We start from the raw sequence: 23,688 nt of genomic DNA, 5'->3' as shown, positions 1-23,688 counted from the left end.
GAACGCCGGGCGTTCGCCAAACCCGTCAACCCGTCAACCCGTCAACCCGTCAACCCGTCAGCCCTGCTCGTGCGGATCGCCGAGCCGGTCCAGCAACTCGTCGTGCAGGAGGCCGTTCGACGCGGCCGCGGTGCCGCCGGCCGGGCCGGGGGTGCCGCCGAGCGAGGTGAACCGCCCGCCCGCCTCCTCGACGATCACCGACAGCGGCGCGAGGTCCCACAGGTTGACCTCGGGCTCCGCGCAGATGTCCACCGCGCCCTCCGCGACCAGCATGTACGACCAGAAGTCGCCGTAGGCACGGGTGCGCCAGCAGGCGCGGGTCAGGTCGAGGAAGTCGTCCATCCGGCCGCGTTCCTCCCAGCCGCCCATGCTGGAGTACGCGAACGAGGCGTCCTCGATCGCACCCACCTTCGACACCCGACAGCGCGAGGCCTGGGACAGGCTGCGGCCGGTCCACGCGCCGGCGCCCTTGGCAGCCCACCAGCGACGGCCCAGGGCGGGCGCGGAGACCACGCCCATGACCGACTCGTCGCCGTCCATCAGCGCGATCAGCGTCGCCCACACCGGGACGCCGCGGACGAAGTTCTTGGTGCCGTCGATCGGGTCGATCACCCAGCGCCGGGGCCCGTGGCCGGTCGAGCCGAACTCCTCGCCCAGCACCGCGTCACGGGGGCGACCGCGCCCGAGCTGGTGCCGGATGATCTCCTCGGCGGCCTTGTCCGCGTCGCTGACCGGAGTCATGTCCGGCTTCGTCTCGACCTGGAGGTCGAGCGCCTTGAAGCGGTCCATGGTGGTCGCGTCGGCGGCGTCCGCGAGGACGTGGGCGAAGCGCAGATCGTCGTCATAGCCGGGCATGACACGAACAGTACTGGCGCCTCGGACGCGTTGGCGCACGCCCCGCGCGCACGGACACACTTACGCGCCGTCGCCGCGGCCTCGTACGCTCGTTATGCAGACAAGGAAGCGCGAGCAGCGACAGTCGACAACCGTTCATCGGTCGTACGCGTGTTACGGGTACGAGTCGATGGCGGAGGGGGTGCGGGACCGCGATGGCACTGTTCGGGGTCGGGCGCAGGACAACACACGGCAAAGAGGCCGTACCGGGACCCGGTCTCGTCCAACCGCGTCGAAGTCTGGACGGTTGGACGCTGGAGGGCACTCCGCTCGCGGACCGATTGGAGCGCGAGGAACTGCGCGAACTGGGCACCCTGCTGCACGGCGTCGGTGCCGAGATGCGTACCGCGTGGACCTACGAACGCGCCGCCGACCTGCTGGAGCGGGCCGGCGAGCGGCCCCAGGCGCTTGCCGTCGTGGAGGCGTGGTTCGCCCTGCCCGAGGAGGTGCGCCGGGCCAGCCCGGCCGCGACCCGCTCGCTGGGTCGACGCCGGCAGCGGCTGCGCAGCCGACTGGGCTCCCCGGCCGGATCGGCGGCGGCCATCCCGCAGGCCAGGACCGGCGTGTCGATCCCACCCGAGCCGAGCGCGCCGCCCGCGACTCCGGGCGAGAGCGGGACCGCGTCCCGGCGCACACCGGCCAAGGGAGCGCCGACCGAGGGAACGTCGCGGACGGAGCAGGCTACCCGCTGGTAATCGATGGCCCCGCGGGGGTTCCGGTCGGCGCGCCGAGGGCGTAGGACAGCGGGTACACGGCTACCGCCGACCGCACGTCACACGTCTCTCGCGAGGAGAACGCCCGTGTCGACGCACGATTTGTACGCGCTGCCCGCCGACATGACCGTCTGGGAGGTCCCCGCGTCGGGGGCGGCCCGGTTCAACTGGGAGTACGACGAGGGCCGGGACCGGCTCCTCGCCCTGTACGCCAAGGGCAAGGACAAGCAGTGGGACGCCGCCCGGCGGATCGAATGGGACCTGCCGGTGGACCCGACGAACCCGCTGGGCATGCCCGAGGAACTGCACACGCTGTACGGCACGCGCAGTTGGAACATGATGTCGCAGCGCGAGCGCGACGAACTGGGCCGGCACGCCATCGCCTGGCAGTTCAGCCAGTTCCTGCACGGCGAACAGGGCGCCCTGATCTGTAGCGCGCGGATCGCGGAGTCGGTGCCGGACCTGGACGCGAAGTTCTATGCGGCCACCCAGGTGATGGACGAGGCCCGGCACGCCGAGGTGTACGCGCGTTTCCTCAAGGACAAGGTCGGCCTGTACTACCCGATCAACCCGAGCCTGAAGTCGCTGCTCGACGACACGCTGTCGGATGCCCGCTGGGACATGCCCTACCTGGGCATGCAGGTGCTGATCGAGGGGCTGGCCCTGGCCGCCTTCGGGATGTTGCGCGACCTGACCACGGTCGCGCTGCCCAAGCAGATCCTGGCCTACGTGATGCAGGACGAGGCCCGGCACGTGGCCTTCGGGCGGATGGCGCTGCGCGACTACTACCGCGAGCTGACCGATGCCGAACGCGGCGAGCGCGAGGAGTTCGTGGTCGAGGGTTGCTATCTGATGCGCGACCGGCTGCGCGACGAGGAGGTGTGGGAGAACTTCCGGATCGACAAGGTCGAGGCGCGCGAGGCCACCGAGAACTCCGAATACCTGCGCGAGTTCCGCCGGTTGTTGTTCAGCCGGATCGTCCCGTGCATCAAGGACATCGGGCTGTGGGGACCGAAGGTGCGCGCCACCTTCGCCGAGATGGGCGTGCTGGACATGGGCGATTCGAACGTCGAGCGCATGATGCGCGACGACGAGGACCAGGCCGAGGCGCTGGACCGGGACCGGCGCATCCGCGCGGAGGAACGGGCCCGGGCCGCCGAGGTCACCGACATGGTGGAGTTGGGCTCGGACGGATGAAAAGCGACCCATTCGGAGTCCGGACGCGGTGTCCGTGATCCGGCACGGGAGGGCCGCCCGCGCGGGAACGGGCTAGATTTTTCGGCATGACCGATCTTGTACGCAGTCGTCCGCCCGCTTTCGTCTTCGACCTCGACGGAACCCTCGTCGATAGCGTCTACCACCACGTCATGTCGTGGCAGGAGGCGCTCAGCGACGCCGGCATCGACCTGGCGATGTGGCGGATCCACCGCAAGGTCGGGATGAGCGGCGGGTTGTTCGTCAAGGGCATCCAGCGCGAGACGGGCATCGACCTCTCGCCCGAGCAGGTGGAGGCGCTTACCGACGCGCACGGGCGCAACTACGCCGCCCGGGTGCCGTTCGTGGAGCCGCTGCCCGGGGCCCCGGAGTTGCTGCGCCACCTCACCCGGGTGGGCATCCCGTGGACCATCGCCACCAGTGGGCGGCGGGCCGGCGCCGAGCCGATGCTGGCCAAGCTCGGCGCGCCCGCCGACCTGGCGATGGTCACCCGCGACGAGGTCGCCCGGGCCAAGCCGGATCCCGACCTGTTCCTGGCCGGCGCGGCCAAGCTCGGGGTGGACCCGGCGCAGTGCGTGGTGGTCGGGGACAGCATCTGGGACCTGCTGGCCGCCCGTCGGGCGGGCTCGCTGGGCGTGGGACTGCTCTCCGGCGGCTACGGTGCGGACGAACTCGAACGCGCGCACGCCTTCCGGGTCTACGACGAGCCGGGCGACCTGCTGGCGCACATCGACGAACTGGGCGTACGCGGCGACTGAGATCGCGCATGCATCCGGGTGATCCTGCTCGGCAAGCCGTCCCGGGCGGCGTCGAAAGTCCTACCCTTGAGCCATGGGTCCGGCCGACGAACCTGCGGAACTGCTCCGTCTCCTCGCCGACGACGCCCGATTGAAGGTGTTCGCCGCGCTGGTCCTGGAGGCCCATCTCAGCTCCGAGATCGCCGATCGGGCCGGGCTGCCGCTGCGGGACACGATCAAGGTGCTGGCCCGGCTGGAGTCCGTCGGTCTGGCCGCGCGGGCCGGCGACGGCTGGCATGCGTGCCCCGAGGCGCTGGCCCAGGCCGCGGCCGGCATGGGCGAGGAGCCGGACGACGCGTTCGCCGACCGCGGCCCGGCCGAGGCGGCCGTGTTGCGCACCTACCTCACGCGGGGCCGGGTCCGGCAGTTGCCGGTACAGCGGGCCAAGCGGCTGGTCGTGCTGGATCACGTCGCGGGCAGCTTCGAACCCGGCGTGCGCTACGACGAGGCCGAGATCGAGGAGACGCTGCGCCGGTTCATGGACGACCATGCCGCGCTGCGCAGGCACCTCGTGGACGAGGGCTTCCTGGGCCGCGAGGGCGGGATGTACTGGCGTACGGGCGGGTCGTTCGTGGTCTGAACGACCCGCCGAGGTGCGCCGGGCACTAGCGGACCGGCGCCCGGTTCATGTCGATGCCGCCGTTGTCCGTGCGGACGTCGATCACGCGGTTCGAGCGCGTGTCGTTGCCGATCTCGTTGCGCACCCCGCCGTTGTCGGTCGCGGTGGACACTCGATAGCTGTTCTCGTCGTCCGGAACGCTGATCCGGACACCGCCGTTGTCGGTGCGCACCTTCACGTTGGTGGGCGGGGTGTCGAAGCGCAGCCGGACACCGCCGTTGTCCGTTTGCACGGAGACCCGGTCGGCGCTGACCCGGGACACGCCGATGCCACCGTTGTCGGTGCTCAGGCTCAGATTTCCGGCGCTGTCGTCGATGTCGATGTGCCCGTTGTTGGTGGCGAACTCCATGTCCTGGCGCAGCCCGCTCGCGTTGATCGAGCCGTTGTCCGTGGAGACCTTGAGCGGGATGTCGAGCGGGATCTTGATCTTGTACGACCCGCCGCAGGCGACGCCCATGAAGCTCGGGCAGTTCAGCCGCAGCTTGAGCCGGTTGCCCTCCAGGGTCCAGCTCGGGTCGGGGCCGTTGACGCTGTCGGTGATCCGTCGGTCCACGGTGATCTTCCCCGGTTCGCCCCGTTCGAGGGTGACCCCGCCGTTGTCGGTGTCGATGACCAGGTTGGCGGAGCCGATGGTGAACACCTTCGTGGCGTGCACATCGTGGGCGGAGAGCAGGGTGATCCCGGTCCACGCCGCCAGCAGGATCCCTCCGAGGGTGAACACCCCACCGAAGAAGATCAGTGACGTCCGTAGCGGCCTTTTCATGACACTCTCCCCGACAGGTGATCCGAAGCTGCCCAAACTGTATGAGCGGCCGGCCGGGGGACGGCATCCGGCGGTCACCCGAACCGGAGGTAGGGCTGGCCCCCCTGAGCGGACCGTGACCGACCGGTGGTGCGGGTGTTCGGCGTGCACTGAACCCGGGCAGAGTCAGAGCCGTTCCCCTGTGCGAGGGTCGTGCTTTCCCCTCGGGCCCCGACTGCTTAGGAGAGCCGCTTCATGTTCGACACCGTCTCCGGCCTGCCCCTCCACGTCCTGGTCGTGCACTTGGCGGTGGTCGTCGTGCCGGCGGCGGCGATCGCGAGCGTGCTCGTGGCGGCTCGTCGTCCGTGGCTGCTGCGCGCCGGGTGGTGGGTGGTCGGCCTGGACGCCGTCGCCGCGCTGACCACCTTCGTCGCGAAGGAGAGCGGCGAGAAACTGCTCGCCCGGCTGGACCGGCTCACCGAGGGCCAACGGGCCGCCGCGGTACAGACTCACGTGGATCGGGGCGCGGACATGCTCTGGTACACGCTCGGCCTGTTCGGCATCACGCTCGTGCTGCTGCTGGTCGCCCGGCACCGGGCCGCCGCGACCTTCCGGCCGCGGACGATACCGCCGATCGTGATTCCGATCGTGGCCGTGCTGACCGTGGTGGCCGCGGTGTTCGCGGTCGTCCAGGTGGTGCGGGTGGGCGAATCCGGATCCAAGGCGGTCTGGCACGACACGGTCGAGAACAGCCTTGCGGCACCGCGCTGACCCGAACCGGTACCGCCCGTCAGTCGCCCTCGTCGCGCTCGCGGGTGCTCAGCAACCGGCGCAGCGAGTACAGCCGGGCCGGGTCCGCGTGGCCGGCCTCGACCCACGCGTCGAGTGCGCAGTCCGGTTCGTCGTGCGAACACGCGCGCGGACACTCCTCCGTGCCGGCGGCGAGGTCGGGGAAGGCGTTGATCACCCGGCTCAGGTCGACGTGGTTGAGGCCGAACGAGCGCACCCCCGGGGTGTCCACGACCCAGCCCTGGTCCTCGCCCGCCTCGAAGACCGGCAGCCGCAGGGTCAGCGCCGACGTGGTGGTGTGCCGGCCACGGCCGGTCACCTCGTTGACGTGGCCGACCGCCCGCTGGTGGTCCGGCACCAACTCGTTGACCAGGGTGGTCTTGCCGACGCCGCTGTGTCCGACGAAGACGGTGATCTTCCCGGCCAGGCGGGCGCGGATCGGGTCGAGGTCCCAGTTCGACTCGCTCCTGGTGACCACGTACTCGACGCCGAGCGCGCCGTACATCTCCAACAGGTCGTCGGGCGAGGCGAGATCGGCCTTGGTCAGCACGAGCAGCGGCTCCAGGCCCGCGTCGTAGGCTGCGACCAGGCAGCGGTCGATCAGCCGCGGACGCGGCTCGGGATCGGCCAGCGCGGTGACGATCGCGAGCTGGTCGGCGTTGGCCACGATGATCCGCTCGTACGGGTCGTCGTCGTCCGCGGTGCGGCGCAGCGTGCTGCGCCGCTCCTCGACCCGGACGATCCGGGCCAGCGAGCCGTCCTCGCCGCTGAGGTCGCCGACGATGGCGACCCGGTCGCCGACCACGACGCCCTTGCGGCCCAGTTCGCGGGCCTTCATCGCGGTGATCGAGCGGTCCGGGGCGTCCTCGTCCTCCAACAGGCACGTGTACCGGCCGCGGTCGACGGTCAGCACACGGCCCTCGCGGGCGTCCTCGTGCTTGGGTCGGGTCCGGGTGCGCGGACGCGAACCGCGCTTGCCCGGACGGATCCGGATGTCGTCCTCGTCCAGGTCCTTGCGTCGGTTGGAGCCGAGTCCCGCCATCGTCCCGGGCCCCTCAGCCGCGTCGCGCGGTCAGCATGCGCGTCCACAGGCCGGTGAAGTCGGGCAGGGTCTTCGCGGTGGTCTCCACGTTCTCCACTTCCACGCCCGGGACCAGCAGGCCCAGTACGGCGGCGGCGGTGGCCAGCCGGTGGTCGTCGTAGGTGTGGAACACCCCGCCGTGCAGCGGACGCGGCCGGATCTCCAGGCCGTCCTCGATCTCGTTCACGTCGCCGCCGAGGTCGTTGATCTCCTTGACCAGCGCGGCCAGCCGGTCGGTCTCGTGCAGCCGCAGGTGGGCCACGCCGGTCAGCCGGCTGGGGCCGTCGGCCAGGGCCGCGACCGCCGCGATCACCGGGGTCAACTCGCCCACGTCGTGCAGGTCCGCCTCGATGCCGTGCACCGCACCGCCCCCGGTCAGGGTCAGGCCGGCCGGGGTGAGCGCGCACGAGCCGCCCATCGCGGTGAAGATCGAGCGCAACCGGTCACCGGGCTGCGTGGTGTACTCCGGCCAGTCCCGCACGGTCACCGAACCGCCGGTGACCAGCGCGGCGGCCAGGAACGGGCCGGCGTTGGACAGGTCCGGCTCGACGACCATGTCGCGGCCGAGCAGCGCGCCCGGGGCGACCCGCCACACGTTCGGCTCGGCGTCGTCCACCCGGGCACCGGCCGCCCGCAGCATGTCCACGGTCATCGCGATGTGCGTCATCGACGGCACCGAACTGCCGGTGTGCCGGACCTCGACGCCGAGGTTGAAGCGCGGCCCGGACAGCAGCAGCGCGCTGACGAACTGCGACGAGGAGGACGCGTCGATGTGCACCACGCCGCCCTCGACCCCGCCGCCGCCGAGCACGGTCATCGGCAGCCGGGCCTCGCCCTCGTCGTCGATCCGGGTGCCCAGGTCGCGCAGCGCGTTGATCACGCCGTCCAGCGGGCGCTCGTACGAGCGCGGGTCGCCGTCGAAGCGCACCGGCCCCTCGGCGAGCGCGGCCACCGGCGGCAGGAAGCGCATCACGGTGCCCGCGTTGCCGCAGTCCACCGTCGCGGGGCCGGTCAGCCCGCCGGGCAGCACGTACCAGTCCGCGCCGCGGTCCTCGATCACCACACCGAGCGCACGCAGGCCGGCCACCATCAGCAGCGAGTCGCGGCTGCGCAGCGGGCGGCGGACATAGCCGGGGCCGTCGGCCAGCGCGGCCAGCACGAGGGCGCGGTTGGTCACCGACTTGGACCCGGGCACCTCGACGGTGGCGGTCACGGGAGCGGGGGCGACAGGGGCAGACCACAACGCAGACATCACGTCCCAAGCCTAGTCGTTCGCGGCCCCCGCCCCGATTTGCTTTCCGTACGTGGCACCCTGGACGCCATGTGTGGCCGGTATGCGTCCAGCAAGAGTCCCGATGACCTCGTCGAGATCTTCGAGGTCGATCGGTTCGACCCCGCGGACGAGCTTCCTCCCGACTGGAACATCGCGCCGACCAAGCAGGTGTACGCCGTCCTGGAACGCCCGGTCGAGTCCGGCGGCCCGCCCGCCCGGCAACTGCGTCCGGTCAAGTGGGGCCTGGTGCCGTCCTGGGCCAAGGATCCCGGCATGGGCGCCAAGATGATCAACGCACGGTCGGAGACCGTGCACGAGAAGCCGGCCTACCGCAAGGCGTTCGCCGCCCGGCGGTGTCTGCTGCCGGCCGACGGCTACTTCGAATGGCACACCCCGGAGACCGCGCCGGACGGCCCCAAGGGCGCCTCGCGCAAGCAGCCGTACTGGATCCACCCGGCGGACGGCGCCGAGGTGGCCTTCGCCGGGCTGTACGAATGGTGGCGCGACCGCAGCCGGGCCGACGACGACCCGCTCGGCTGGTTGTGGACCTGCACGATCCTCACCCTGGACGCCGATCCCGAGCTGGCCCGGATCCACCACCGGATGCCTCTGGTGCTGACCCGGGACAAGTGGGACGGGTGGCTGGACCCGGCGTGGACCGAGCCGGAGGAGGTCCGCGGCCTGCTGGTGCCCCCGCCCACCGGGTTCATGACGGCGCACCCGGTCTCGACGGACGTCAACAACGTCCGCAACAACGCACCGCACCTGCTCGAAGCGATCCCCGAGGACGAGGTCACCGTTGACGCGACGCTCTTCTGACCGAGCCGCCGAGGCCGACCGGGTCGGCCCGGTCGACGGGGCTGCCGCGGACCCGGCGGGCGCCGCGGTGGGGCCGGATGCCGCTGCCGGGCCGCCGGAGGTGTTCGAGGTGGCGACGCCGGTCGGCGTCGCGCGGGTGACCCTGCGGCGCGCGACGACGGTGCCGGCCCGGGCATGGTTCGTGGCGAGCCACGGCGCGGGCGGCGGGATCGAGGCGCGCGACCTGGCCGCGCTCGCCGCGGTGCTGCCCGCGCGCGGCATGCATGTCGCCCTGGTCGAGCAGCCGTGGCGGGTGGCCGGTCGGCGACTGGCCCCCGCGCCCAAGACCCTGGACGCGGGCTGGCTTCCGGTGCTCGCCGAGATCGCCGGGCGCAACCCGCAGGGTCTGCCGGTGTTCGGGTCCGGCCGCAGCGCCGGCGCCCGGGTCGCGTGCCGCACCGCGGGTGAGACGGGAGTGGCGGGTGTGGTCGCGCTGGCCTTCCCGCTGCATCCGCCCGGACGGCCGGAGCGTTCGCGCTTGGCTGAACTGCTCGGCGCCGCCGTGCCGACCCTGGTCGTCCAGGGCGGGCGGGACAGCTTCGGCGGGCCGGACGAGTTTCCGGCGGACGGTCCGACCGTGCTGCGGGTGCCGTTCGCGGACCATGGATTCGCCGTCCCCAAACGCGCCGAGATCACCCAGGAAGCGGCGTTGGCCCTGATCACAGCGGGTGTCGGCGATTGGCTGGTGGCCGCGAGCACACGGGAATGATCCGTGTCGGCGACGTGTTCCCCCAACTGTCAAGCGTCGACGAGTGGAGGTCGCTCCCATGCTCAAGGCCGCCGGTTCGGTTGTCCGAAACGAGGCACCGTTTCTCGCCTGGCCCGAGTGGGGTGCGGGCACCGATCAGCCTCGGGCGATATCGTCGACTCCTGGCTTGAAGGAGGTGGGTCTCGTACCGGAGACCTTGGAGCAGCAAGACGCGCGGTTCGAGCGGGACGCCCTGCCGTTCCTCGATCAGTTGTATTCGGCGGCGCTGCGGATGACCCGCAACCCGGCGGATGCCGAGGACCTGGTCCAGGAGACGTTCGCCAAGGCGTACGCGTCGTTCCACCAGTTCAAAGAGGGCACCAACCTCAAGGCCTGGCTGTATCGCATCCTGACCAACACCTTCATCAACTCCTACCGCAAGAAGCAGCGGCAGCCGCTGGAATCGCATGCGGAGGAGATCGAGGACTGGCAGCTGCACCGCGCCGAGTCGCACATGTCCACCGGACTGCGCTCGGCGGAGGCGCAGGCGCTCGACCACCTGCCCGACTCCGACGTGAAGACGGCTCTGCAGGCGATCCCGGAGGAGTTCCGGATCGCGGTGTATCTCGCCGACGTCGAGGGCTTCGCGTACAAGGAGATCGCGGACATCATGGGTACTCCCATCGGGACCGTGATGTCGCGCCTGCACCGCGGGCGGCGCCAGCTCCGCGATCTGCTGGCCGACTACGCACGTGAGCGCGGCCTCGTCCCCGCAGGCACCGACCGGAAAGGCTCGGACTCATGAGCTGCGGTGACCACCACGAGGTGGATTGCTCCGAGATCCTCGGGCACCTGTACGAGTACATCGACAACGAGCTGGCGGACGCGGACTGCACCAGCATCCGCACGCACCTCGACGAATGCTCCCCGTGCCTGGACAAGTACGGCCTGGAGCAGCAGGTGAAGGAGCTCGTGCACCGCTGCTGCGGGCGCGACGAGGTCCCCTCGGAGCTGCGCAACAAGGTGCTGGAGCGGATCAAACTGGTGCGCGTCGAGGTGGACGCGCAGCGGGTCTCGGTCGAGGAGAGCGTGGTCGAGATAGAGCGTCCGGGTCGCACCTGACGCGATCGGTGGGGCCCGCGTCGATCCGCCCGGTGCCTCGATCGCCGGGCCGATGCGAACGCCGCGCCGACGCCGGGCGGGCTGCCGACCCGAACGAGCCGAAACAGGGGCGCATGGCCGGGACAAACCCGGCATGCGCCCCTTCGCCGTTCCCGGCGCGGCCCATTCTCGGTGGCCCGAGCGGCCGGCGTCGGTGTGCGCGGGAGGGCCCTGTCCGGCGGGACGGCCGCCGCGGCCGGTTTCCCGTGATTGGATTTCGGGCGGGGCGCCATCGCGCCCGCGGTACGCGCTTCGCAACGGCCCGACCCGGGCCCGAAGGAGGAACGACGATGGCCGAACAGGTCCTGGCGGAGATGGTGGCCAACGTGGCCAAGGTCGTCGCCCACGAGGGGGACACGGTCGAGGCCGGCAGCACCCTGGTCATCCTGGAGTCGATGAAGATGGAGATCCCGGTCCTCAACGAGTTTCCGGGCACCATCGCACGCATCACCGTCGCCGAGGGCGACGTGATCCAGGAGGGCGACCCGATCGCGGTGATCGAGTAGCAGCCCGGCGAAGCGCCCTGCCGGGGTGGCTGCGTCGGCCCGACCGCGGGGGTCAGATCGACGTGAGCACGCCGTGCTCGACGCATTTGGCGGTCCAGCCGCGCGGGGTCACCTGAACGGTCATCCGTCGCCGGCACCGACCGCAATAGCGGGGTGGTTCGAGTTCGCGGCGCCGCACACAGTCGTCGTGCGCGGCGCCGGCAAGCTGTTCGCCGCAGTGGTCGCAGAAGGCTGCATCGGTGGTCACGGCCGTAGATTACGGCCTGCGCCACGCGCTGCCGGCGCTGGGAGCGGCCTGGCCTAGACCTGCGGGGCCTCGCGCAGGTCCTTGAGGTAGCAGATCAGTTCCACCTCGGGCACCGGCCACCAGTCGCGCTCGGGTGCGCGGTGGAAGCCCATCCGCGCGTAGAGCCGGTGTGCGGCGCGCATGTCCCACACGGTGGAGATCGCGACGGCGGTGAAGTGGTACTTGCGGGCCCGCTCCAGGCACGCCTCCACCAGCGCCTCGCCGATGCCGCGACCGCGGGCGGCCGGGCTGACCGCGAGCATCCGGAACTCGCCCTCGCCCTCCCGGGAGACCTCCGCGTACGCACTGCCGGGCAGCACGAACGCCACGGTGCCCAGGATCTCGCCGCTGCTCTCGTCCACGGCCACGAGCAGTTCGGAGTTCTCCGCCCGGTGCGCGGCCTTGCGCAGATCGTTGACGTACTCCTGGTCGGCGGCGACGAGGCCCGCGTAGCCCGCGACGGTCACGTCTCCCACCGCTTCGTACTCCTCCGCACGGGCCTGGCGGATGCGGACGCCGGCCGGTGCGGGGTGGTGGTCGTGCGCTCGGGCCGCGGCGGCGGAAGGGGGAGGACTCATAGCCGTCCAGTTTACGCGGTGAATCACACGCCCATGGTCGTGCGCGGATAGACCGCCTCCGGATCGGTGAGCACGTTCAGCAGGTACGGCACGCCGGAGTCGAACGCCCGACGCAGTGCCGGGCCGATCCGCTCGGAGCGGGTGATCGTCTCGCCCGCGCCGCCCAGGGCGCGCACCACGTCGTCGTAGCGGGTGCCCGGGGTCAGGTCGGCGGCCACGTCGTGCCCGTACAACATGCGCATCGGGTGCTTCTCCAGTGCCCAGCAGCCGTTGTTGCCGACGATCAGCACCACCGGCAGGCGGTGCCGGACCAGGGTGTCCACGTCCATCAGCGAGAAGCCCGCCGCACCGTCCCCGAGCAGCAGCACGACCTGCGCCGAGGGGCGGGCCAGCCGGGCGCCCAGCGCGTAGCCCAGGCCGGTGCCCAGGCAGCCGTACGGGCCCGCGTCGAGCCAGCCGCCCGGGCGGGCGGGTTCGATGTACTTGCCCGCGAAGGAGACGAAGTCGCCGCCGTCGCCGATCACCACGGCGTCCTCGTCGAGCCGGCGGAGCAACTCGCCGTGCACCCGCGCCGGATGGATCGGCCGGCCGGGGCTGCCCAGAAGTGGTGCGTCGGACTGCGCGGCGGTGCGTGCCGCGTCGCGCACGTGCGCGGCCCAGATCCGGTACATGCCGACCCGACCGACCCGCTCCCACGCGGCGGTGAGCGCGTCGAACAGCGCGGTCAGGTCCGCGGCGAGCGTCATCGCGCAGTGCGCGTGCGCAGTCGGCCCCGCGGGTGCGTCGGTCAGGTGCACCACGCGGGCGGGGGCTCCGCCGCCCCGGCCGCCGAAACTGCCGTAACCCAAGCGGAAGTCCAGCGGCGCGCCCGCGACCAGCACCAGGTCGGCGCCGCCGAGGGCGGTCAGCCGGGCTCGACCGGCGAGCAGCGGGTGGCCGGCGGGCAGCACGCCGCGGCCCATCCCGTTGGCCACCACCGGTATCCCCATGGTCTCGGCGGCCCGGCGTGCGGCGTGCTCGGCGCCGCCGATCCACACGTCCTGGCCGAGCACCAGCACCGGTCGCGCCGCGCGGGCGAGCAGGTCGGCGACCTCGGCGACCGGATCCGGGTCCGGCAGCACCGGCACCGGCGGCGTCGGATCCGGCAGCGACACCTCGGCGCGGTCGTAGAGCACGTCCATCGGCACGTCCAGGAAGACCGGACCCCGGTGCGGACTGTTCGCCAGGGTCAGCGCGGCGTCCACCTCGGCGGTGATCCGGTCGGTGTCGTGCACGGTCGCCGCACGCTTGGTGATCGGCGCCAGCAACGGCGGATGGTCGAGCTCCTGGAGCGCCCCCGAGCCCCAGCGGAACGCGGGTGCACGTCCGCCCAGCACCAGCATCGGCGAGCCGTTGAACCAGGCGGTGGCCACCGCGCTGATCCCGTTGGTGACGCCGGGACCCGCGGTCAGCACGGCCAGGCCGGGCCGGCGGGTGAGCTTGGCGGTCGCCTCTGCGGCGAACACGGCGGTCTGCTCGTGTCGTACGTCCACCACCCGCATCGGCGGCGCGGCGCCGGCCGCGGCGTCGTAGAGCGGGAGGACGTGCCCGCCCGAGAGCGTGAACATCGTGTCGATGCCGTGCGCCCGGGCGGCGGCGACGGCCAGCGTGCCACCGTGCCCCTCGACCGTGCGGTCGGCGTGGTCTCGTTCCTCGGCCCCTCGTCGTGTGCGCATGCCCGACCTCCGTCGCCGTGGACACGGCGGGCCCCGTGCCGCAGGGAAACCTATCCGCGTGCGCTACCGGTCAGTAAGAGGCGAACCGCCGACGGCCCCGGATCGTGCGGCTGTCGGCGGGTCGGGGCGGCCTTCGCCGCGCCGGCACTACAACGTCTGGTTGAGCGCCTTGACCGGCATGCTCAGTTCCTTGAGCAGCTCCAGGTCGGCGTCCGCGGCGCGGCCCAGGGTGGTGAGGTAGTTGCCGACGATCACCGCGTTGATCCCGCCGAGCAGGCCCTCGCGGGTGCCCAGGTCGCCGAGCGCGATCTCCCGGCCGCCCGCGTAGCGCAGGATGGTCCGGGGGAGGGCGAGCCGGAAGGCGCCGATGATCTTGAGCGCCTCGCGCGGCTCCAGCACCTCCTGGTCGGCGAACGGGGTGCCCGGGCGCGGGTTGAGGAAGTTCAGCGGCACCTCGTCCGGCTCCAGCTCGGCCAGCTGACCGGCGAACTCGGCGCGCTGTTCGGCGGACTCGCCCATGCCGACGATGCCGCCGCAGCACACCTCCATGCCCGCCGCGCGCACCATCCGCAGGGTGTCCCAGCGCTCCTCCCACGTGTGCGTGGTGACCACGTTGGTGAAGTACGACTTGGCCGTCTCCAGGTTGTGGTTGTAGCGGTGGATGCCCATGTCGGCGAGCTCGTCGACCTGCTCCTGGGTGAGCATGCCCAGCGACGCGGCGATGTTGATGTCGACGGCCGCGCGGATCGCCGCGACGCCCTCGCGCATCTGCTTCATCAGGCGCTCGTCCGGGCCGCGCACCGCGGCCACGATGCAGAACTCGGTGGCGCCGGTCGCGGCGGTCTCCTTGGCGGCCTCCACCAGCGAGGGGATGTCCAGCCACGCGGCGCGCACGGGGGAGGGGAACAGGCCCGACTGGGAGCAGAAGTGGCAGTCCTCGGGGCAGCCACCGGTCTTGACCGACACGATGCCCTCGACCTCGACCTCGGGCCCGCAGTGCCGGACCCGGACCTCGTGGGCGAGTTGGAGCAGCTCTTCGAGGCGGTCGTCCGGAAGTTCGAGCACGGCCAGCACCTGATCGGCGCTCAGGCCCTCTCCCCGGTCGAGGACTTGGCGCCGGGCCACGGCCAGGATGTCGTCGTTCACGGTCTGCGTACGGTCACTGTCGAGGGTTTCCGTCATGTCGCTCACCTTGCGGTCGGATCCTGTATGGCGCGGAACGCGGCCGGGTCGAAGGTACCGCCCAGCGCCGGCGACAAACTCGCGCGGGCGGTGAGCAGGAAGTCGGCGGGGTGCAGCGAGGCCGCGCCGGCGGGCAGCACACCGGCCAGCGGCCGGGCGGCGAGGGTCTCCAGATCCCGGACGTTGCACCGCATCGCCAGGTCCGGCTCGGCGGGCCAGGAGCCGATCACCACGCCGACCAGATCCACACCCCGATGGGCCATCGACTCCAGGGTGAGCGCGGTGTGGTTGAGCGTGCCCAGGTCGGGCCGGGCCACCACCAGCGCGCCGGCCTTCAGCTCGTGGGCGAGGTCGGCGATCGTGGTGCCCTCGTCGTCGAAGCGCACGAGCAGGCCGCCCGCGCCCTCGACGACGACCAGGTCGGTCTCCTTGGCGAGCGCGCGGACCCGGTCGGCGACGCCGTACAGGTCCACCGGCGGCAGGCCGGAGACCCGGGAGGCGGCGGCGGGGGAGAGCGGGTCGGGATAGCGCGAGTACTCGTGCAGATCGGTCACCCCGGCCAGGCGCCGCACCTCGGCGAGGTCGCCCGCCTCGTTCGGCCCCACGCCCGTCTGCGAGGCCTTGACCACGGCCACCGTGCCGCCCCGCACCGCCGCGATCGCCGCGACGGCCGCCGTGACGATCGTCTTGCCCACCCCGGTGTCGGTACCGGTCACCACGAGAACGCTCATGGCGTGAGCCTAGGGCCTGTCTTCCATCGCACGCCGAGCACCGCGACGCCCGGCATCCGCCCTGCGGGCCCGGCTCGGCGAGGCGGCGTGACCGCCGTACGGGCGGCCCGGCGCACGGGCTGGGGGAGCGAACGGCCTTCCTTCGGCGATCGGCCGGACGGCCCGGGTGGAACCGGGCCGTCCGGCCGATGGCATGCGCACGGGCGAGGTGCCCGGTCTCACTCCTGCGGGCGGCGCAACCGGGCGACGAACTTGTACCGATCCCCCCGGTACACGGAACGGACCCACTCGACCGGCTCGCCGTCGGTGTCGAAGCTGTGTCGGGACAACAGCAACAGCGGCAGACCCACGTCGGTGCCCAACAGCCCCGCCTCACGCGGGGTGGCCATCGCGGTCTCGATCGTCTCCTCGGCCTCGGCCAGGTGCACGTCGAAGCCGGCGGACAGGGCTCGGTAGAGCGAGTTGTGCTTGGCCAGGTGCTTGCGCAGGCCCGGGAAACGTTTGGTGGACAGGTGCGTGGTCTCGATCGCCATCGGCTCCGAGTTGGCCAGCCGCAGGCGCTCTATCCGCAGCACCCGGTTGCCGGGCCGGATCGCCAGCCGCTCCGCGAGGTGGTCGTCGCACGTGATGTAGCCGATCTCGATCAGCCGAGAGGTCGGCTCCAGGCCCTGGGCCTGCATGTCCTCGGTATAGGAGGTCAGCTGGAGGCTCTGCGCGACCTTCGGCTTGGCCACGAAGGTGCCCCGGCCCTGGGCGCGCTCCAGCCGGCCCTCGATGACCAGTTCCTGAAGGGCCTGTCGCACCGTGGTGCGGGAGATGTCGAACTGCGCCGCGAGGGTGCGTTCCGGCGGCACGGGTGTGCCTGGTGGCTGGGTGTTCGTCAGCTCCTGAAGATGGCGCTTGAGGCGGTAGTACTTCGGCACGCGCGCGCTCGGCTCGAGGCCGGGGTCGCCTCCTGCCGTCACACTGTCCGCCGCGGTTGTGATCGCGTGTTCCGCCGTCACCGGTGCCCTCCTGACACGTTCGGTCCCCATCGTGGCACGACCACCGATCCCCCCAGGACCAGGAGTGCGGATGTCGGTCCGATAACGGCGCGGGTTCGCCGTCTACGGAACCTTGACACCCCAATTGGTCTATGCCAACCTCCGAAATGGTCTAAACCATTGATGGTCACCGCGCAACCCTCGTCCCTGGTGCGTCAGTGTTTTCCCATTCGAGTCCCCTCCCCAGTGGGGGACTCGGTCGGTCCGCGCACCACACGGATCCGACGGGGGACATCGGCAACTCCATACCGAACTGCGGTGCCCGACATCCTGAGGAGGATGTAGTGAAGCGTCGTCTTCTCGTCGCGGCCGGTGTCGCGGCGGCGCTGACCGGTGTTGCCGCTTGTGGATCCGACAGCAGCGATGACAAAAAGGACAACAAGCCGGCGGCTTCCAACGCGCCGGCCGCGGCCAACGGCAAGACCGTTCGGGTCTGGCTGATGAAGGGTTCCGCACCCGACGACTACATCGCCGCGCTCAAGGCGAAGTTCGAGACGGACCACCCGGGCGCCAAGCTGGACGTGCAGATCCAGCAGTGGAACGGCATCGGCCAGAAGATCACCGGTGCGCTCGCCAGCAACGACGCCCCCGACGTGGTCGAGGCCGGCAACACCCAGATCGCCCAGTACGGCGCCTCGGGCGGTCTGAAGGACCTCAGCTCCAAGGTCACCGAGCTCGGCGGCAAGGACTGGCTGACCGGCCTGTCCGAGCCCGGCAAGGTCGACGGCAAGACCTACGGCATCCCGTTCTACGCCGCCAACCGCGTCGTGATCTACAACAAGGAGCTCTTCGCCAAGGCCGGTGTGCAGCCGCCGAAGACCCGCGCCGAGTGGATCGAGACCACCAAGAAGCTCAACACCGGCGACCAGCAGGGCATCTACCTGCCGGGGCAGAACTGGTACTTCTACGCGGGCCTGCTCAAGGACGAGGGCGCGGACATCGCGACCAAGTCCGGCAGCGCGTGGAAGGCCAACCTGGACGGCGCGCCGGCCACCGCAGCGTCCGCCTTCTACAAGGAGCTCCAGGCGCTCGGCAAGGCCGCCAAGGACGGCGACGAGAAGACCCAGCCCGAGGTCGTCGCGGCCGACGGCGGCAAGATCGCCCAGTTCATCGCCGTTCCGGGCGAGGCCGAGACGATCATCAAGTCGAACCCTGCCCTGAAGGACAAGTTCGGCTTCTTCCCGATCCCGGGCAAGGACGCGAGCAAGGCCGGTGCCGCGCTGACCGGCGGTTCCGACCTGATGGTCCCCGAGGCGTCGAAGAACCAGGACCTGGCCTACGACGTCATCAAGCTGATCAACAGCGACGAGTGGCAGACCAAGCTCGCGCAGGCGACCAAGCAGCTCCCGAACAAGACCACCCTCGCCGGCGCCGTCACGGCCGACCCGGGCGGCGCGGCGATGATGGAGGGCGCGAAGAACGGCTTCGCCACCCCCAACTCGCCGAACTGGGCCTCGGTCGAGGACAACAACCCGATCAAGGCGTACCTGACCAAGGTGATGACCGGCAACGACCCGGCCGCGGCCGGCAAGGAAGCCAACGCGTCGATCGAGAAGACGCTGAACACCAAGAACTGACCTGACGCGTGCACCCGAACCGCCGAGCGGATCGGGTGAAGCGCAGTCGGGCCGAACGGTCGGTTCCCGCCGCGGGGCACTCCTCCGGGGCGGGACCGGCCCGGCCCACCCGGCGCGGCCCGCCGGCGGACCCCCGTCGCCGGCTCCGCGCTCTCGCCACGTCCCGCCACCGGGCCGGACGGGCCGGAGACCCCCGACACCGAACAACGGGAAGGCAGCTGTGTCAGCCTCCAAGGCAGATGCGGTGGTCGCGACACCTACGCAGCCCCCGCGCAACCAGGCGCCCTCCGGCGCCAGACGCGCAACGAAGCCCCCACGCAAGCCGTCGGGGATCGTCAAGTCGGTCACCCCATACCTTCTTGTCGCGCCCGCGATCCTCGGGATCGTCTTCCTGCTGTTCTATCCGGTGGTCCGGAACGTCATGTTGTCGTTCCAGCATTACCGCTTCAAGCAGCTGATCTCACGATCGGCCGACTACGTCGGCTGGGAGAACTACCAGGAGATCCTCAAGGACAGCGAATTCTGGGAAGTCACCCGCCGTACGTTCTACTTCACCGCGGTCAACGTCGTGGCGATCATGGTGATCTCCACCCTGTGCGCGCTGATGCTGATGAAGCTCGGCAAGTCCATGCGCATCGTGGTGCTGATCGGCCTGGTCGCCGCCTGGGCGACGCCGGTCATCGCCGCGACCACGATCTTCAAGTGGCTCTTCCGCTCCGACAACGGCGTGGTCAACTGGGCGCTGGTCAAGCTCGGCTTCGACTACGAGGGCTACACGTGGTTCGGGCACGCCGGATCCACCCTGACGGTGGTCACCCTGCTCATCGTGTGGCAGTCGATCCCCTTCGCGACGCTGACCCTGTACGCCGGTCTGACCACGGTCTCCACCGACATCTACGAGTCGGCCCGCCTCGACGGCGCAGGCCCGGTGCGGATCTTCAGCTCGATCACCTTCCCGATCCTGCGCCCGATCTTCGCGCTGGTGGCCTCGCTCGAAGTGATCTGGATCTTCAAGTCCTTCGCCCAGATCTGGGCGATCGCGGGTGAGAACGGTCCGATCAACGAGGTGCGCACGCTGCCCGTGTACGCCTACCAGCAGGGCATGTCGGCCAAATTGTTCGACATGGCCGGGGCGATCTCCACGATCACCGTGGTGATCCTCGCCGTAATGCTCGTCTTCTACTTCCGTCAGATGTTCAAGCAGGAACGGGAGGCCGACAAGTGAAGGCGCGCACCCTGAAGCGGATTCCGCTCAACATCGCGGCGCTGCTGGTATTCGCCGTGTCGATCTTCCCGGTCTACTGGATGATCCTCACCGCGTTCAAGCCGGCCAAGGACATCCAGTCGGCAACGCCGAAATTCCTGCCCAGCTCGATCTCGTTCCACAACTTCGACACCGCGACCAGCGAGCCGCACTTCTGGGACTACTGGCGCAACAGCCTGTTGGTCGCGGGCGTGGGCGTGCTCCTGGCCCTGATCGTCGCGTGCTTCGCCGCGTTCGCGGTGGCCCGGATGCAGTGGAAGGGCCGGGCGCCCTTCATCCTGATGGTGTTCATCGCGCAGATGGCGCCGTGGGAAGCGCTGATGATCCCGATGTACCTGATCGCGCGCGACAACGACCTGCTCGACTCGCTGCCGATGCTCACCGCGATCTACTTCGTGATGACGCTGCCGTTCTCGATCGTGACCCTGCGCGGCTTCCTCGGCGGCATTCCGGTCGAGCTGGAAGAGGCCGCACGAGTGGACGGCTGTTCGCGGTTCACCGCGTTCCGCAAGATCGTCTTCCCGCTGCTGGCCCCGGGTCTGCTGTCCACGTCGCTGTTCGGCTTCATCACCGCGTGGAACGAGTTCGCGTTCGCCAACGCGCTGCTGCTGAACAAGCCGGAGCAGCGCACGCTGCCGACCTGGCTCAACTCGTTCAGCAACGGAATCACCATCGACTGGGGCGCCATCATGGCCGCCTCCACCCTGTTCATGCTTCCGGTTCTTGCGATTTTCCTGGTCCTGCAGGGCAAGGTCACCGGCGGTCTCACCTCCGGCGCGGTAAAGGGCTGATCGACCATGTCCGAACGTCTCGAGCGCCTTGCGCTCGCCGTCCTGCAGCCCGGGTTCGACGGCCTGACCGCGCCCGGGTGGCTGCGGCACCACATCGCCGGCGGACTGGGTTCGGTGGGCCTGTTCGGTCGCAACGTCGCGACCCCCGAGCAGGTCACCGCACTGACCGAGGAACTGCGCCGGGAGAACCCCGACCTCGTCGTCGCGATCGACGAGGAGGGCGGCGACGTCACCCGCATCCACGTGAACACCGGCAGCCGTTGGCCGGGCAACCTGGCGCTCGGCGTGGTGGACGACACCGCGACCACCGAGGCGGTCGCCCGCGGGCTGGGCCGTGAGCTGGCCGCGTGCGGCGTCAACCTCAACTGGGCGCCGTCGGCCGACGTCAACTCCAACCCGGACAACCCGATCATCGGCGTGCGGTCCTTCGGGTCCGACCCCGAGCTGGTCGCTCGGCACACCGCCGCGTACGTGACCGGCCTGCAGGCCGCCGGCGTGGCCGCGTGCGTCAAGCACTTCCCCGGCCACGGCGACACCGCGATGGACTCGCACCACGGGCTGCCGCGCGTGGACGCCTCGCGCGAGACGCTGGCCGCGCGCGAGCTGGTCCCGTTCCACGCGAGCATCGCGGCGGGCAGCAAGGCGATCATGAGCGCGCACATCGTGCTGCCCGCCTACGACACCGAGCTTCCCGCGACGTTGTCCCGCAAGATCATGACCGGGCTGCTGCGCGAGGAACTGGGCTACACCGGCCTGATCGTCACGGACGCGATCGAGATGGGCGCGATAGCCGACACCTACGGCATCGCCGACGGCACGGTGCGTGCGATCGCGGCCGGCGTCGACGCGGTGTGCGTGGGCGGCGGGCTGTGCGACGAGGAGACCGTGCTGCACCTGCGCGACGCGCTGGTGAACGCGGTCCGCGAGGGCCGGCTCGCCGAGGAGCGCCTGGTCGACGCGGCCACCCGGGTCCACGAGCTGGCCACGTGGGCCAAGGTCGGCGCGGCCGAATCGGTCGACTACGCGCTCGGCCTGGACGCGGCCCGCCGCGCGGTGCGGGTGACCGGCACGGTGACGCCGATCAGCACCCCCGCACACGTGGTCGAGTTGTCGCCCACCGCCAACATCGCGGTCGGCGAGCAGACCCCGTGGGGTATCGCCCCGGTCCTGACCGAGGCCCTGCCCGGCACCACCGTCACCCGGGCGCGGACCGCCGAGCCGCAGCTGATCGACGAGGTGCTGCGCGCGGCGACCGACCGCCCCCTGATCCTGGTGGTCCGCAACCTGGACCACCACGAGTGGGCCGGCGAAATCGTGGCGAGCCTGCTCGCCGCGCGGCCGGACGCCGTCGTGGTCGAGATGGGCATCCCCGGAGCTGCCACTCCGGGCACCGCCCACCTCGCCACGCACGGCGCCGCCACGGTCTGCGGCATCGCCGCCGCCGAGATCCTGACCGGCCGCCGGCTGGGCTGACGGCCCGGATCGACCCGGAGCGTAGCCAGGCACGATGCGTCCGGACGCTGTGAACCCGTTCGACACGATGCGTCCGGACGCCGTGAACCGGCGCGACACCGGGAGGCCGGAGACTGGGGCCGGGCTCGGGGAGCCCGGCATCGGGAGTCGGCGGCCAGGGGCTGGGTAGACGGAGCCTGGGTGGGGAGCCCGGGTACCGGGCGAGGCCGGGCATCAAGGGCCTGCGTGGCCTGCGTGTCCTGCGTGGATTGTCCGAGCCGTCCGGGTTGCCCGGCCGAGCGAAGCCCCCGGTGCCTCGAAAAATACTGCAAGCACTCATGCACCACATGAAACCAACGGAAGGCCGCACCATGTCCGCCACCGACGACCGTGACGCCCTGGGACCCGACCGGGGCACCATCATGTCCGCCGAGATGGCGGAGCAGCCTGCCGTCCTGCGCCGGATCCTGGCCGAGGGCGCTCCGACGATCCGGGCCATCGCGGCCGAGATCGCCGCGCGCAACCCGCGCTTCGTGCTGCTGACGGCGCGCGGGACCAGCGACAACGCCGCGCTGTACGCGAAGTACCTGATCGAGGTGCTGCTGGGCAAGCCGGCCGGGCTCACCTCGATGTCCACGACCACCGCCTACGGCGCGGAGCCGGACCTGACCGACTGCCTGGTGATCACGGTCTCCCAGTCGGGCGGCTCGCCCGACCTGGTCGCCTCCACCGAGGCGGCCCGCAAGGCCGGCGCGATCACCCTCGCGGTGACCAACAACCCGGACTCGGCCCTGGCCGCCGTCTCCGAGTTCCACATCGACGTGCTCGCCGGCCCGGAGAAGGCGCTGCCGGCGACGAAGACGTACACCGCGGAACTGCTCGCGCTGTACCTGTTCGTCGAGGGCCTGCGCGGCGGTGACACCTCGCCGGCCGACCTGCTGCCCACGCTGGCCCAGGACGTCCTGGACCGCCGGCACGAGGTCGCCGAACTGGCCCAGCGCTACCGCTTCGCGCAGCGCCTGGTGATCACCTCGCGCGGCTACGGCTATCCGACGGCGCGGGAGGCCGCGCTCAAGATCATGGAGACCAGCTACATCCCGGCCCAGCCCTTCTCCGGCGCGGACCTGCTGCACGGGCCGCTGGCCATGGTCGACAACGTCAGCCCGGTGATCGCGGTCGTCCCCGACGGCAAGGGCGGCGACGCGCTCCAGCCGGTCCTGGAGCGACTGCGCGGCCGCGGTGCGGACCTGATGGTGATCGGTACGGCCGACCAGGTCGGCCGGGCCTCGGCCGGCTTCGTCCTCCCCGGGGGTGTGGCCGAGGAGGTCCAGCCGATCCTGGAGATCATCCCCCTCCAACTCCTGGCCTACGAGGTCACCATGGCCCGAGGCCTCGACCCGGACGCCCCCCGTGCGCTCGCCAAGGTGACGGAGACCCACTGAGTTCGTGGCCGCATGGCCCTGATGGGTCGGGTCGGTTCGGGTTCGGCGGCTGTGGTTGCGAGGTGGGTGGCTTGGGTTGTTCACCCACCCGCTCCACCCGTGGCGTGTGGTGTGGAGGTTGCGGTTTCAGGGGCGCGAGGGGGCCTGCTCCGGACCGGTGGCCCACGGCGTTGGGGGGGGGGGGGCCCCCCCCCCCCGGGGGGGCCCCCCCCGGCCCGCGACCCGGGGGGGGTTGGTGGCGCTGGGGGGGGCGCGGGTGTCACGCGGGGGGGGGGGGGGGGACACCGCGCC

The 23,688-nt window shown here is 71.1% G+C and carries 25 protein-coding genes; 15 read left to right on the top strand and 10 right to left on the bottom strand.

The window, feature by feature from the left end:
- Positions 1-57: 57 nt before the first annotated feature.
- Complete coding sequence (gene hisN, locus ACFZBU_RS21165; protein ID WP_391585173.1) at positions 58-855, bottom strand: histidinol-phosphatase; 798 nt, start codon at positions 853-855, stop codon at positions 58-60.
- 194 nt (positions 856-1,049) lie between these two features.
- On the opposite strand from hisN, the gene ACFZBU_RS21160 reads away from it, so the two are divergent.
- The 4 genes from ACFZBU_RS21160 (at position 1,050) to ACFZBU_RS21145 (ending at position 4,199) form a co-directional block, all read left to right on the top strand.
- Positions 1,050-1,589 (top strand): hypothetical protein, encoded by a 540-nt coding sequence (locus ACFZBU_RS21160; RefSeq protein ID WP_391585172.1) that lies wholly within the window; start codon positions 1,050-1,052, stop codon positions 1,587-1,589.
- Positions 1,590-1,694: 105 nt separating this feature from the next.
- A complete protein-coding gene (locus tag ACFZBU_RS21155) occupies positions 1,695-2,804 on the top strand; it encodes a ferritin-like domain-containing protein (protein WP_391585171.1) in 1,110 nt (369 codons plus the stop codon).
- An 86-nt stretch (positions 2,805-2,890) separates the two neighbouring features.
- Positions 2,891-3,580: an HAD family hydrolase gene (locus tag ACFZBU_RS21150; protein ID WP_391585170.1), complete on the top strand. Its 690-nt coding sequence runs from the start codon at positions 2,891-2,893 to the stop codon at positions 3,578-3,580.
- A 73-nt stretch (positions 3,581-3,653) separates the two neighbouring features.
- A complete protein-coding gene (locus ACFZBU_RS21145; protein ID WP_391585169.1) occupies positions 3,654-4,199 on the top strand; it encodes a DUF2087 domain-containing protein in 546 nt (181 codons plus the stop codon).
- Between the two features lie 25 nt (positions 4,200-4,224).
- Here the strand turns inward: ACFZBU_RS21145 and ACFZBU_RS21140 are convergent, their stop codons facing one another.
- On the bottom strand, positions 4,225-5,001 hold the full coding sequence (locus tag ACFZBU_RS21140) for a DUF4097 family beta strand repeat-containing protein (RefSeq protein ID WP_391585168.1): 777 nt from the start codon (positions 4,999-5,001) through the stop codon (positions 4,225-4,227).
- A gap of 234 nt (positions 5,002-5,235) precedes the next feature.
- Between ACFZBU_RS21140 and ACFZBU_RS21135 the strand changes: the two genes are divergently transcribed.
- A complete protein-coding gene (locus tag ACFZBU_RS21135) occupies positions 5,236-5,751 on the top strand; it encodes a DUF2231 domain-containing protein (protein ID WP_391585167.1) in 516 nt (171 codons plus the stop codon).
- 19 nt (positions 5,752-5,770) lie between these two features.
- Here ACFZBU_RS21135 and rsgA read toward each other — a convergent pair whose 3' ends face one another.
- Positions 5,771-6,811 (bottom strand): ribosome small subunit-dependent GTPase A, encoded by a 1,041-nt coding sequence (gene rsgA, locus ACFZBU_RS21130; protein ID WP_391585166.1) that lies wholly within the window; start codon positions 6,809-6,811, stop codon positions 5,771-5,773.
- A 13-nt stretch (positions 6,812-6,824) separates the two neighbouring features.
- On the bottom strand, positions 6,825-8,102 hold the full coding sequence (aroA, locus tag ACFZBU_RS21125) for a 3-phosphoshikimate 1-carboxyvinyltransferase (RefSeq protein ID WP_391585524.1): 1,278 nt from the start codon (positions 8,100-8,102) through the stop codon (positions 6,825-6,827).
- A gap of 69 nt (positions 8,103-8,171) precedes the next feature.
- On the opposite strand from aroA, the gene ACFZBU_RS21120 reads away from it, so the two are divergent.
- The 5 genes from ACFZBU_RS21120 (at position 8,172) to ACFZBU_RS21100 (ending at position 11,336) form a co-directional block, all read left to right on the top strand.
- Positions 8,172-8,942, top strand: a complete 771-nt coding sequence (locus tag ACFZBU_RS21120; protein WP_391585165.1) for an SOS response-associated peptidase — start codon at positions 8,172-8,174, stop codon at positions 8,940-8,942.
- 67 nt (positions 8,943-9,009) lie between these two features.
- Entirely contained in the window at positions 9,010-9,690 is a 681-nt protein-coding gene (locus ACFZBU_RS21115) for an alpha/beta family hydrolase (protein WP_391585523.1), read from the top strand.
- 148 nt (positions 9,691-9,838) lie between these two features.
- Positions 9,839-10,474 carry a sigma-70 family RNA polymerase sigma factor gene (locus ACFZBU_RS21110; protein WP_063744985.1) on the top strand — a complete coding sequence of 212 codons (636 nt, stop codon included), beginning with the start codon at positions 9,839-9,841 and terminating at the stop codon, positions 10,472-10,474.
- The gene (gene rsrA, locus ACFZBU_RS21105; RefSeq protein WP_391585164.1) at positions 10,471-10,791 is read left to right on the top strand and encodes a mycothiol system anti-sigma-R factor; all 321 of its coding nucleotides are present in this window, start codon (positions 10,471-10,473) and stop codon (positions 10,789-10,791) included. The genes ACFZBU_RS21110 and rsrA overlap by 4 nt, the downstream gene beginning before the upstream one ends.
- 329 nt (positions 10,792-11,120) lie before the next feature.
- Entirely contained in the window at positions 11,121-11,336 is a 216-nt protein-coding gene (locus tag ACFZBU_RS21100) for a biotin/lipoyl-binding carrier protein (protein ID WP_355535427.1), read from the top strand.
- Positions 11,337-11,388: 52 nt separating this feature from the next.
- On the opposite strand, the gene ACFZBU_RS21095 is transcribed toward ACFZBU_RS21100, so the two are convergent.
- The 6 genes from ACFZBU_RS21095 to ACFZBU_RS21070 form a co-directional block, all read right to left on the bottom strand.
- The gene (locus ACFZBU_RS21095) at positions 11,389-11,583 is read right to left on the bottom strand and encodes a hypothetical protein (RefSeq protein WP_020557291.1); all 195 of its coding nucleotides are present in this window, start codon (positions 11,581-11,583) and stop codon (positions 11,389-11,391) included.
- Between the two features lie 53 nt (positions 11,584-11,636).
- Entirely contained in the window at positions 11,637-12,200 is a 564-nt protein-coding gene (locus tag ACFZBU_RS21090; protein WP_391585163.1) for a GNAT family N-acetyltransferase, read from the bottom strand.
- Positions 12,201-12,223: 23 nt separating this feature from the next.
- Positions 12,224-13,915 (bottom strand): acetolactate synthase, encoded by a 1,692-nt coding sequence (locus ACFZBU_RS21085; RefSeq protein ID WP_391585162.1) that lies wholly within the window; start codon positions 13,913-13,915, stop codon positions 12,224-12,226.
- A gap of 147 nt (positions 13,916-14,062) precedes the next feature.
- On the bottom strand, positions 14,063-15,097 hold the full coding sequence (gene bioB / locus ACFZBU_RS21080) for a biotin synthase BioB (protein WP_391585161.1): 1,035 nt from the start codon (positions 15,095-15,097) through the stop codon (positions 14,063-14,065).
- A gap of 5 nt (positions 15,098-15,102) precedes the next feature.
- The gene (gene bioD, locus ACFZBU_RS21075) at positions 15,103-15,828 is read right to left on the bottom strand and encodes a dethiobiotin synthase (RefSeq protein WP_391585160.1); all 726 of its coding nucleotides are present in this window, start codon (positions 15,826-15,828) and stop codon (positions 15,103-15,105) included.
- A gap of 218 nt (positions 15,829-16,046) precedes the next feature.
- The gene (locus ACFZBU_RS21070) at positions 16,047-16,832 is read right to left on the bottom strand and encodes a GntR family transcriptional regulator (RefSeq protein ID WP_391585159.1); all 786 of its coding nucleotides are present in this window, start codon (positions 16,830-16,832) and stop codon (positions 16,047-16,049) included.
- 323 nt (positions 16,833-17,155) lie between these two features.
- Here ACFZBU_RS21070 and ACFZBU_RS21065 point away from each other — a divergent pair, with 323 nt between their 5' ends.
- The 5 genes from ACFZBU_RS21065 to ACFZBU_RS21045 all read left to right on the top strand — a co-directional run bounded on the left by ACFZBU_RS21065 (position 17,156) and on the right by ACFZBU_RS21045 (position 23,397).
- Positions 17,156-18,448: an extracellular solute-binding protein gene (locus tag ACFZBU_RS21065; RefSeq protein ID WP_391585158.1), complete on the top strand. Its 1,293-nt coding sequence runs from the start codon at positions 17,156-17,158 to the stop codon at positions 18,446-18,448.
- Between the two features lie 220 nt (positions 18,449-18,668).
- Complete coding sequence (locus ACFZBU_RS21060; RefSeq protein WP_391585157.1) at positions 18,669-19,673, top strand: carbohydrate ABC transporter permease; 1,005 nt, start codon at positions 18,669-18,671, stop codon at positions 19,671-19,673.
- Complete coding sequence (locus ACFZBU_RS21055) at positions 19,670-20,503, top strand: carbohydrate ABC transporter permease (protein WP_391585156.1); 834 nt, start codon at positions 19,670-19,672, stop codon at positions 20,501-20,503. Before ACFZBU_RS21060 ends, ACFZBU_RS21055 begins: the two co-directional genes overlap by 4 nt.
- Before the next feature lie 6 nt (positions 20,504-20,509).
- Positions 20,510-21,976 (top strand): glycoside hydrolase family 3 protein, encoded by a 1,467-nt coding sequence (locus ACFZBU_RS21050; protein ID WP_391585155.1) that lies wholly within the window; start codon positions 20,510-20,512, stop codon positions 21,974-21,976.
- Positions 21,977-22,326: 350 nt separating this feature from the next.
- Positions 22,327-23,397: an SIS domain-containing protein gene (locus tag ACFZBU_RS21045; RefSeq protein WP_391585154.1), complete on the top strand. Its 1,071-nt coding sequence runs from the start codon at positions 22,327-22,329 to the stop codon at positions 23,395-23,397.
- The last annotated feature ends 291 nt before the right edge of the window (positions 23,398-23,688 follow it).

Source organism: Embleya sp. NPDC008237 (assembly GCF_042956465.1).
GTDB lineage: Bacteria > Actinomycetota > Actinomycetes > Streptomycetales > Streptomycetaceae > Embleya.
Note: the sequence above shows the minus strand (reverse complement) of the source record. Positions and strands in the feature narration are given on the sequence as shown.

Coding starts and splice junctions, on each gene's coding strand:
- hisN (WP_391585173.1), bottom strand. CDS start 855: ATGCCCGGCTATGACGACGATCTGCGCTTCGCCCACGTCCTCGCGGAC.
- ACFZBU_RS21160 (WP_391585172.1), top strand. CDS start 1,050: ATGGCACTGTTCGGGGTCGGGCGCAGGACAACACACGGCAAAGAGGCC.
- ACFZBU_RS21150 (WP_391585170.1), top strand. CDS start 2,891: ATGACCGATCTTGTACGCAGTCGTCCGCCCGCTTTCGTCTTCGACCTC.
- ACFZBU_RS21145 (WP_391585169.1), top strand. CDS start 3,654: ATGGGTCCGGCCGACGAACCTGCGGAACTGCTCCGTCTCCTCGCCGAC.
- ACFZBU_RS21140 (WP_391585168.1), bottom strand. CDS start 5,001: ATGAAAAGGCCGCTACGGACGTCACTGATCTTCTTCGGTGGGGTGTTC.
- ACFZBU_RS21135 (WP_391585167.1), top strand. CDS start 5,236: ATGTTCGACACCGTCTCCGGCCTGCCCCTCCACGTCCTGGTCGTGCAC.
- rsgA (WP_391585166.1), bottom strand. CDS start 6,811: ATGGCGGGACTCGGCTCCAACCGACGCAAGGACCTGGACGAGGACGAC.
- aroA (WP_391585524.1), bottom strand. CDS start 8,102: ATGTCTGCGTTGTGGTCTGCCCCTGTCGCCCCCGCTCCCGTGACCGCC.
- ACFZBU_RS21120 (WP_391585165.1), top strand. CDS start 8,172: ATGTGTGGCCGGTATGCGTCCAGCAAGAGTCCCGATGACCTCGTCGAG.
- rsrA (WP_391585164.1), top strand. CDS start 10,471: ATGAGCTGCGGTGACCACCACGAGGTGGATTGCTCCGAGATCCTCGGG.
- ACFZBU_RS21100 (WP_355535427.1), top strand. CDS start 11,121: ATGGCCGAACAGGTCCTGGCGGAGATGGTGGCCAACGTGGCCAAGGTC.
- ACFZBU_RS21090 (WP_391585163.1), bottom strand. CDS start 12,200: ATGAGTCCTCCCCCTTCCGCCGCCGCGGCCCGAGCGCACGACCACCAC.
- ACFZBU_RS21085 (WP_391585162.1), bottom strand. CDS start 13,915: ATGCGCACACGACGAGGGGCCGAGGAACGAGACCACGCCGACCGCACG.
- bioB (WP_391585161.1), bottom strand. CDS start 15,097: ATGACGGAAACCCTCGACAGTGACCGTACGCAGACCGTGAACGACGAC.
- bioD (WP_391585160.1), bottom strand. CDS start 15,828: ATGAGCGTTCTCGTGGTGACCGGTACCGACACCGGGGTGGGCAAGACG.
- ACFZBU_RS21050 (WP_391585155.1), top strand. CDS start 20,510: ATGTCCGAACGTCTCGAGCGCCTTGCGCTCGCCGTCCTGCAGCCCGGG.
- ACFZBU_RS21045 (WP_391585154.1), top strand. CDS start 22,327: ATGTCCGCCACCGACGACCGTGACGCCCTGGGACCCGACCGGGGCACC.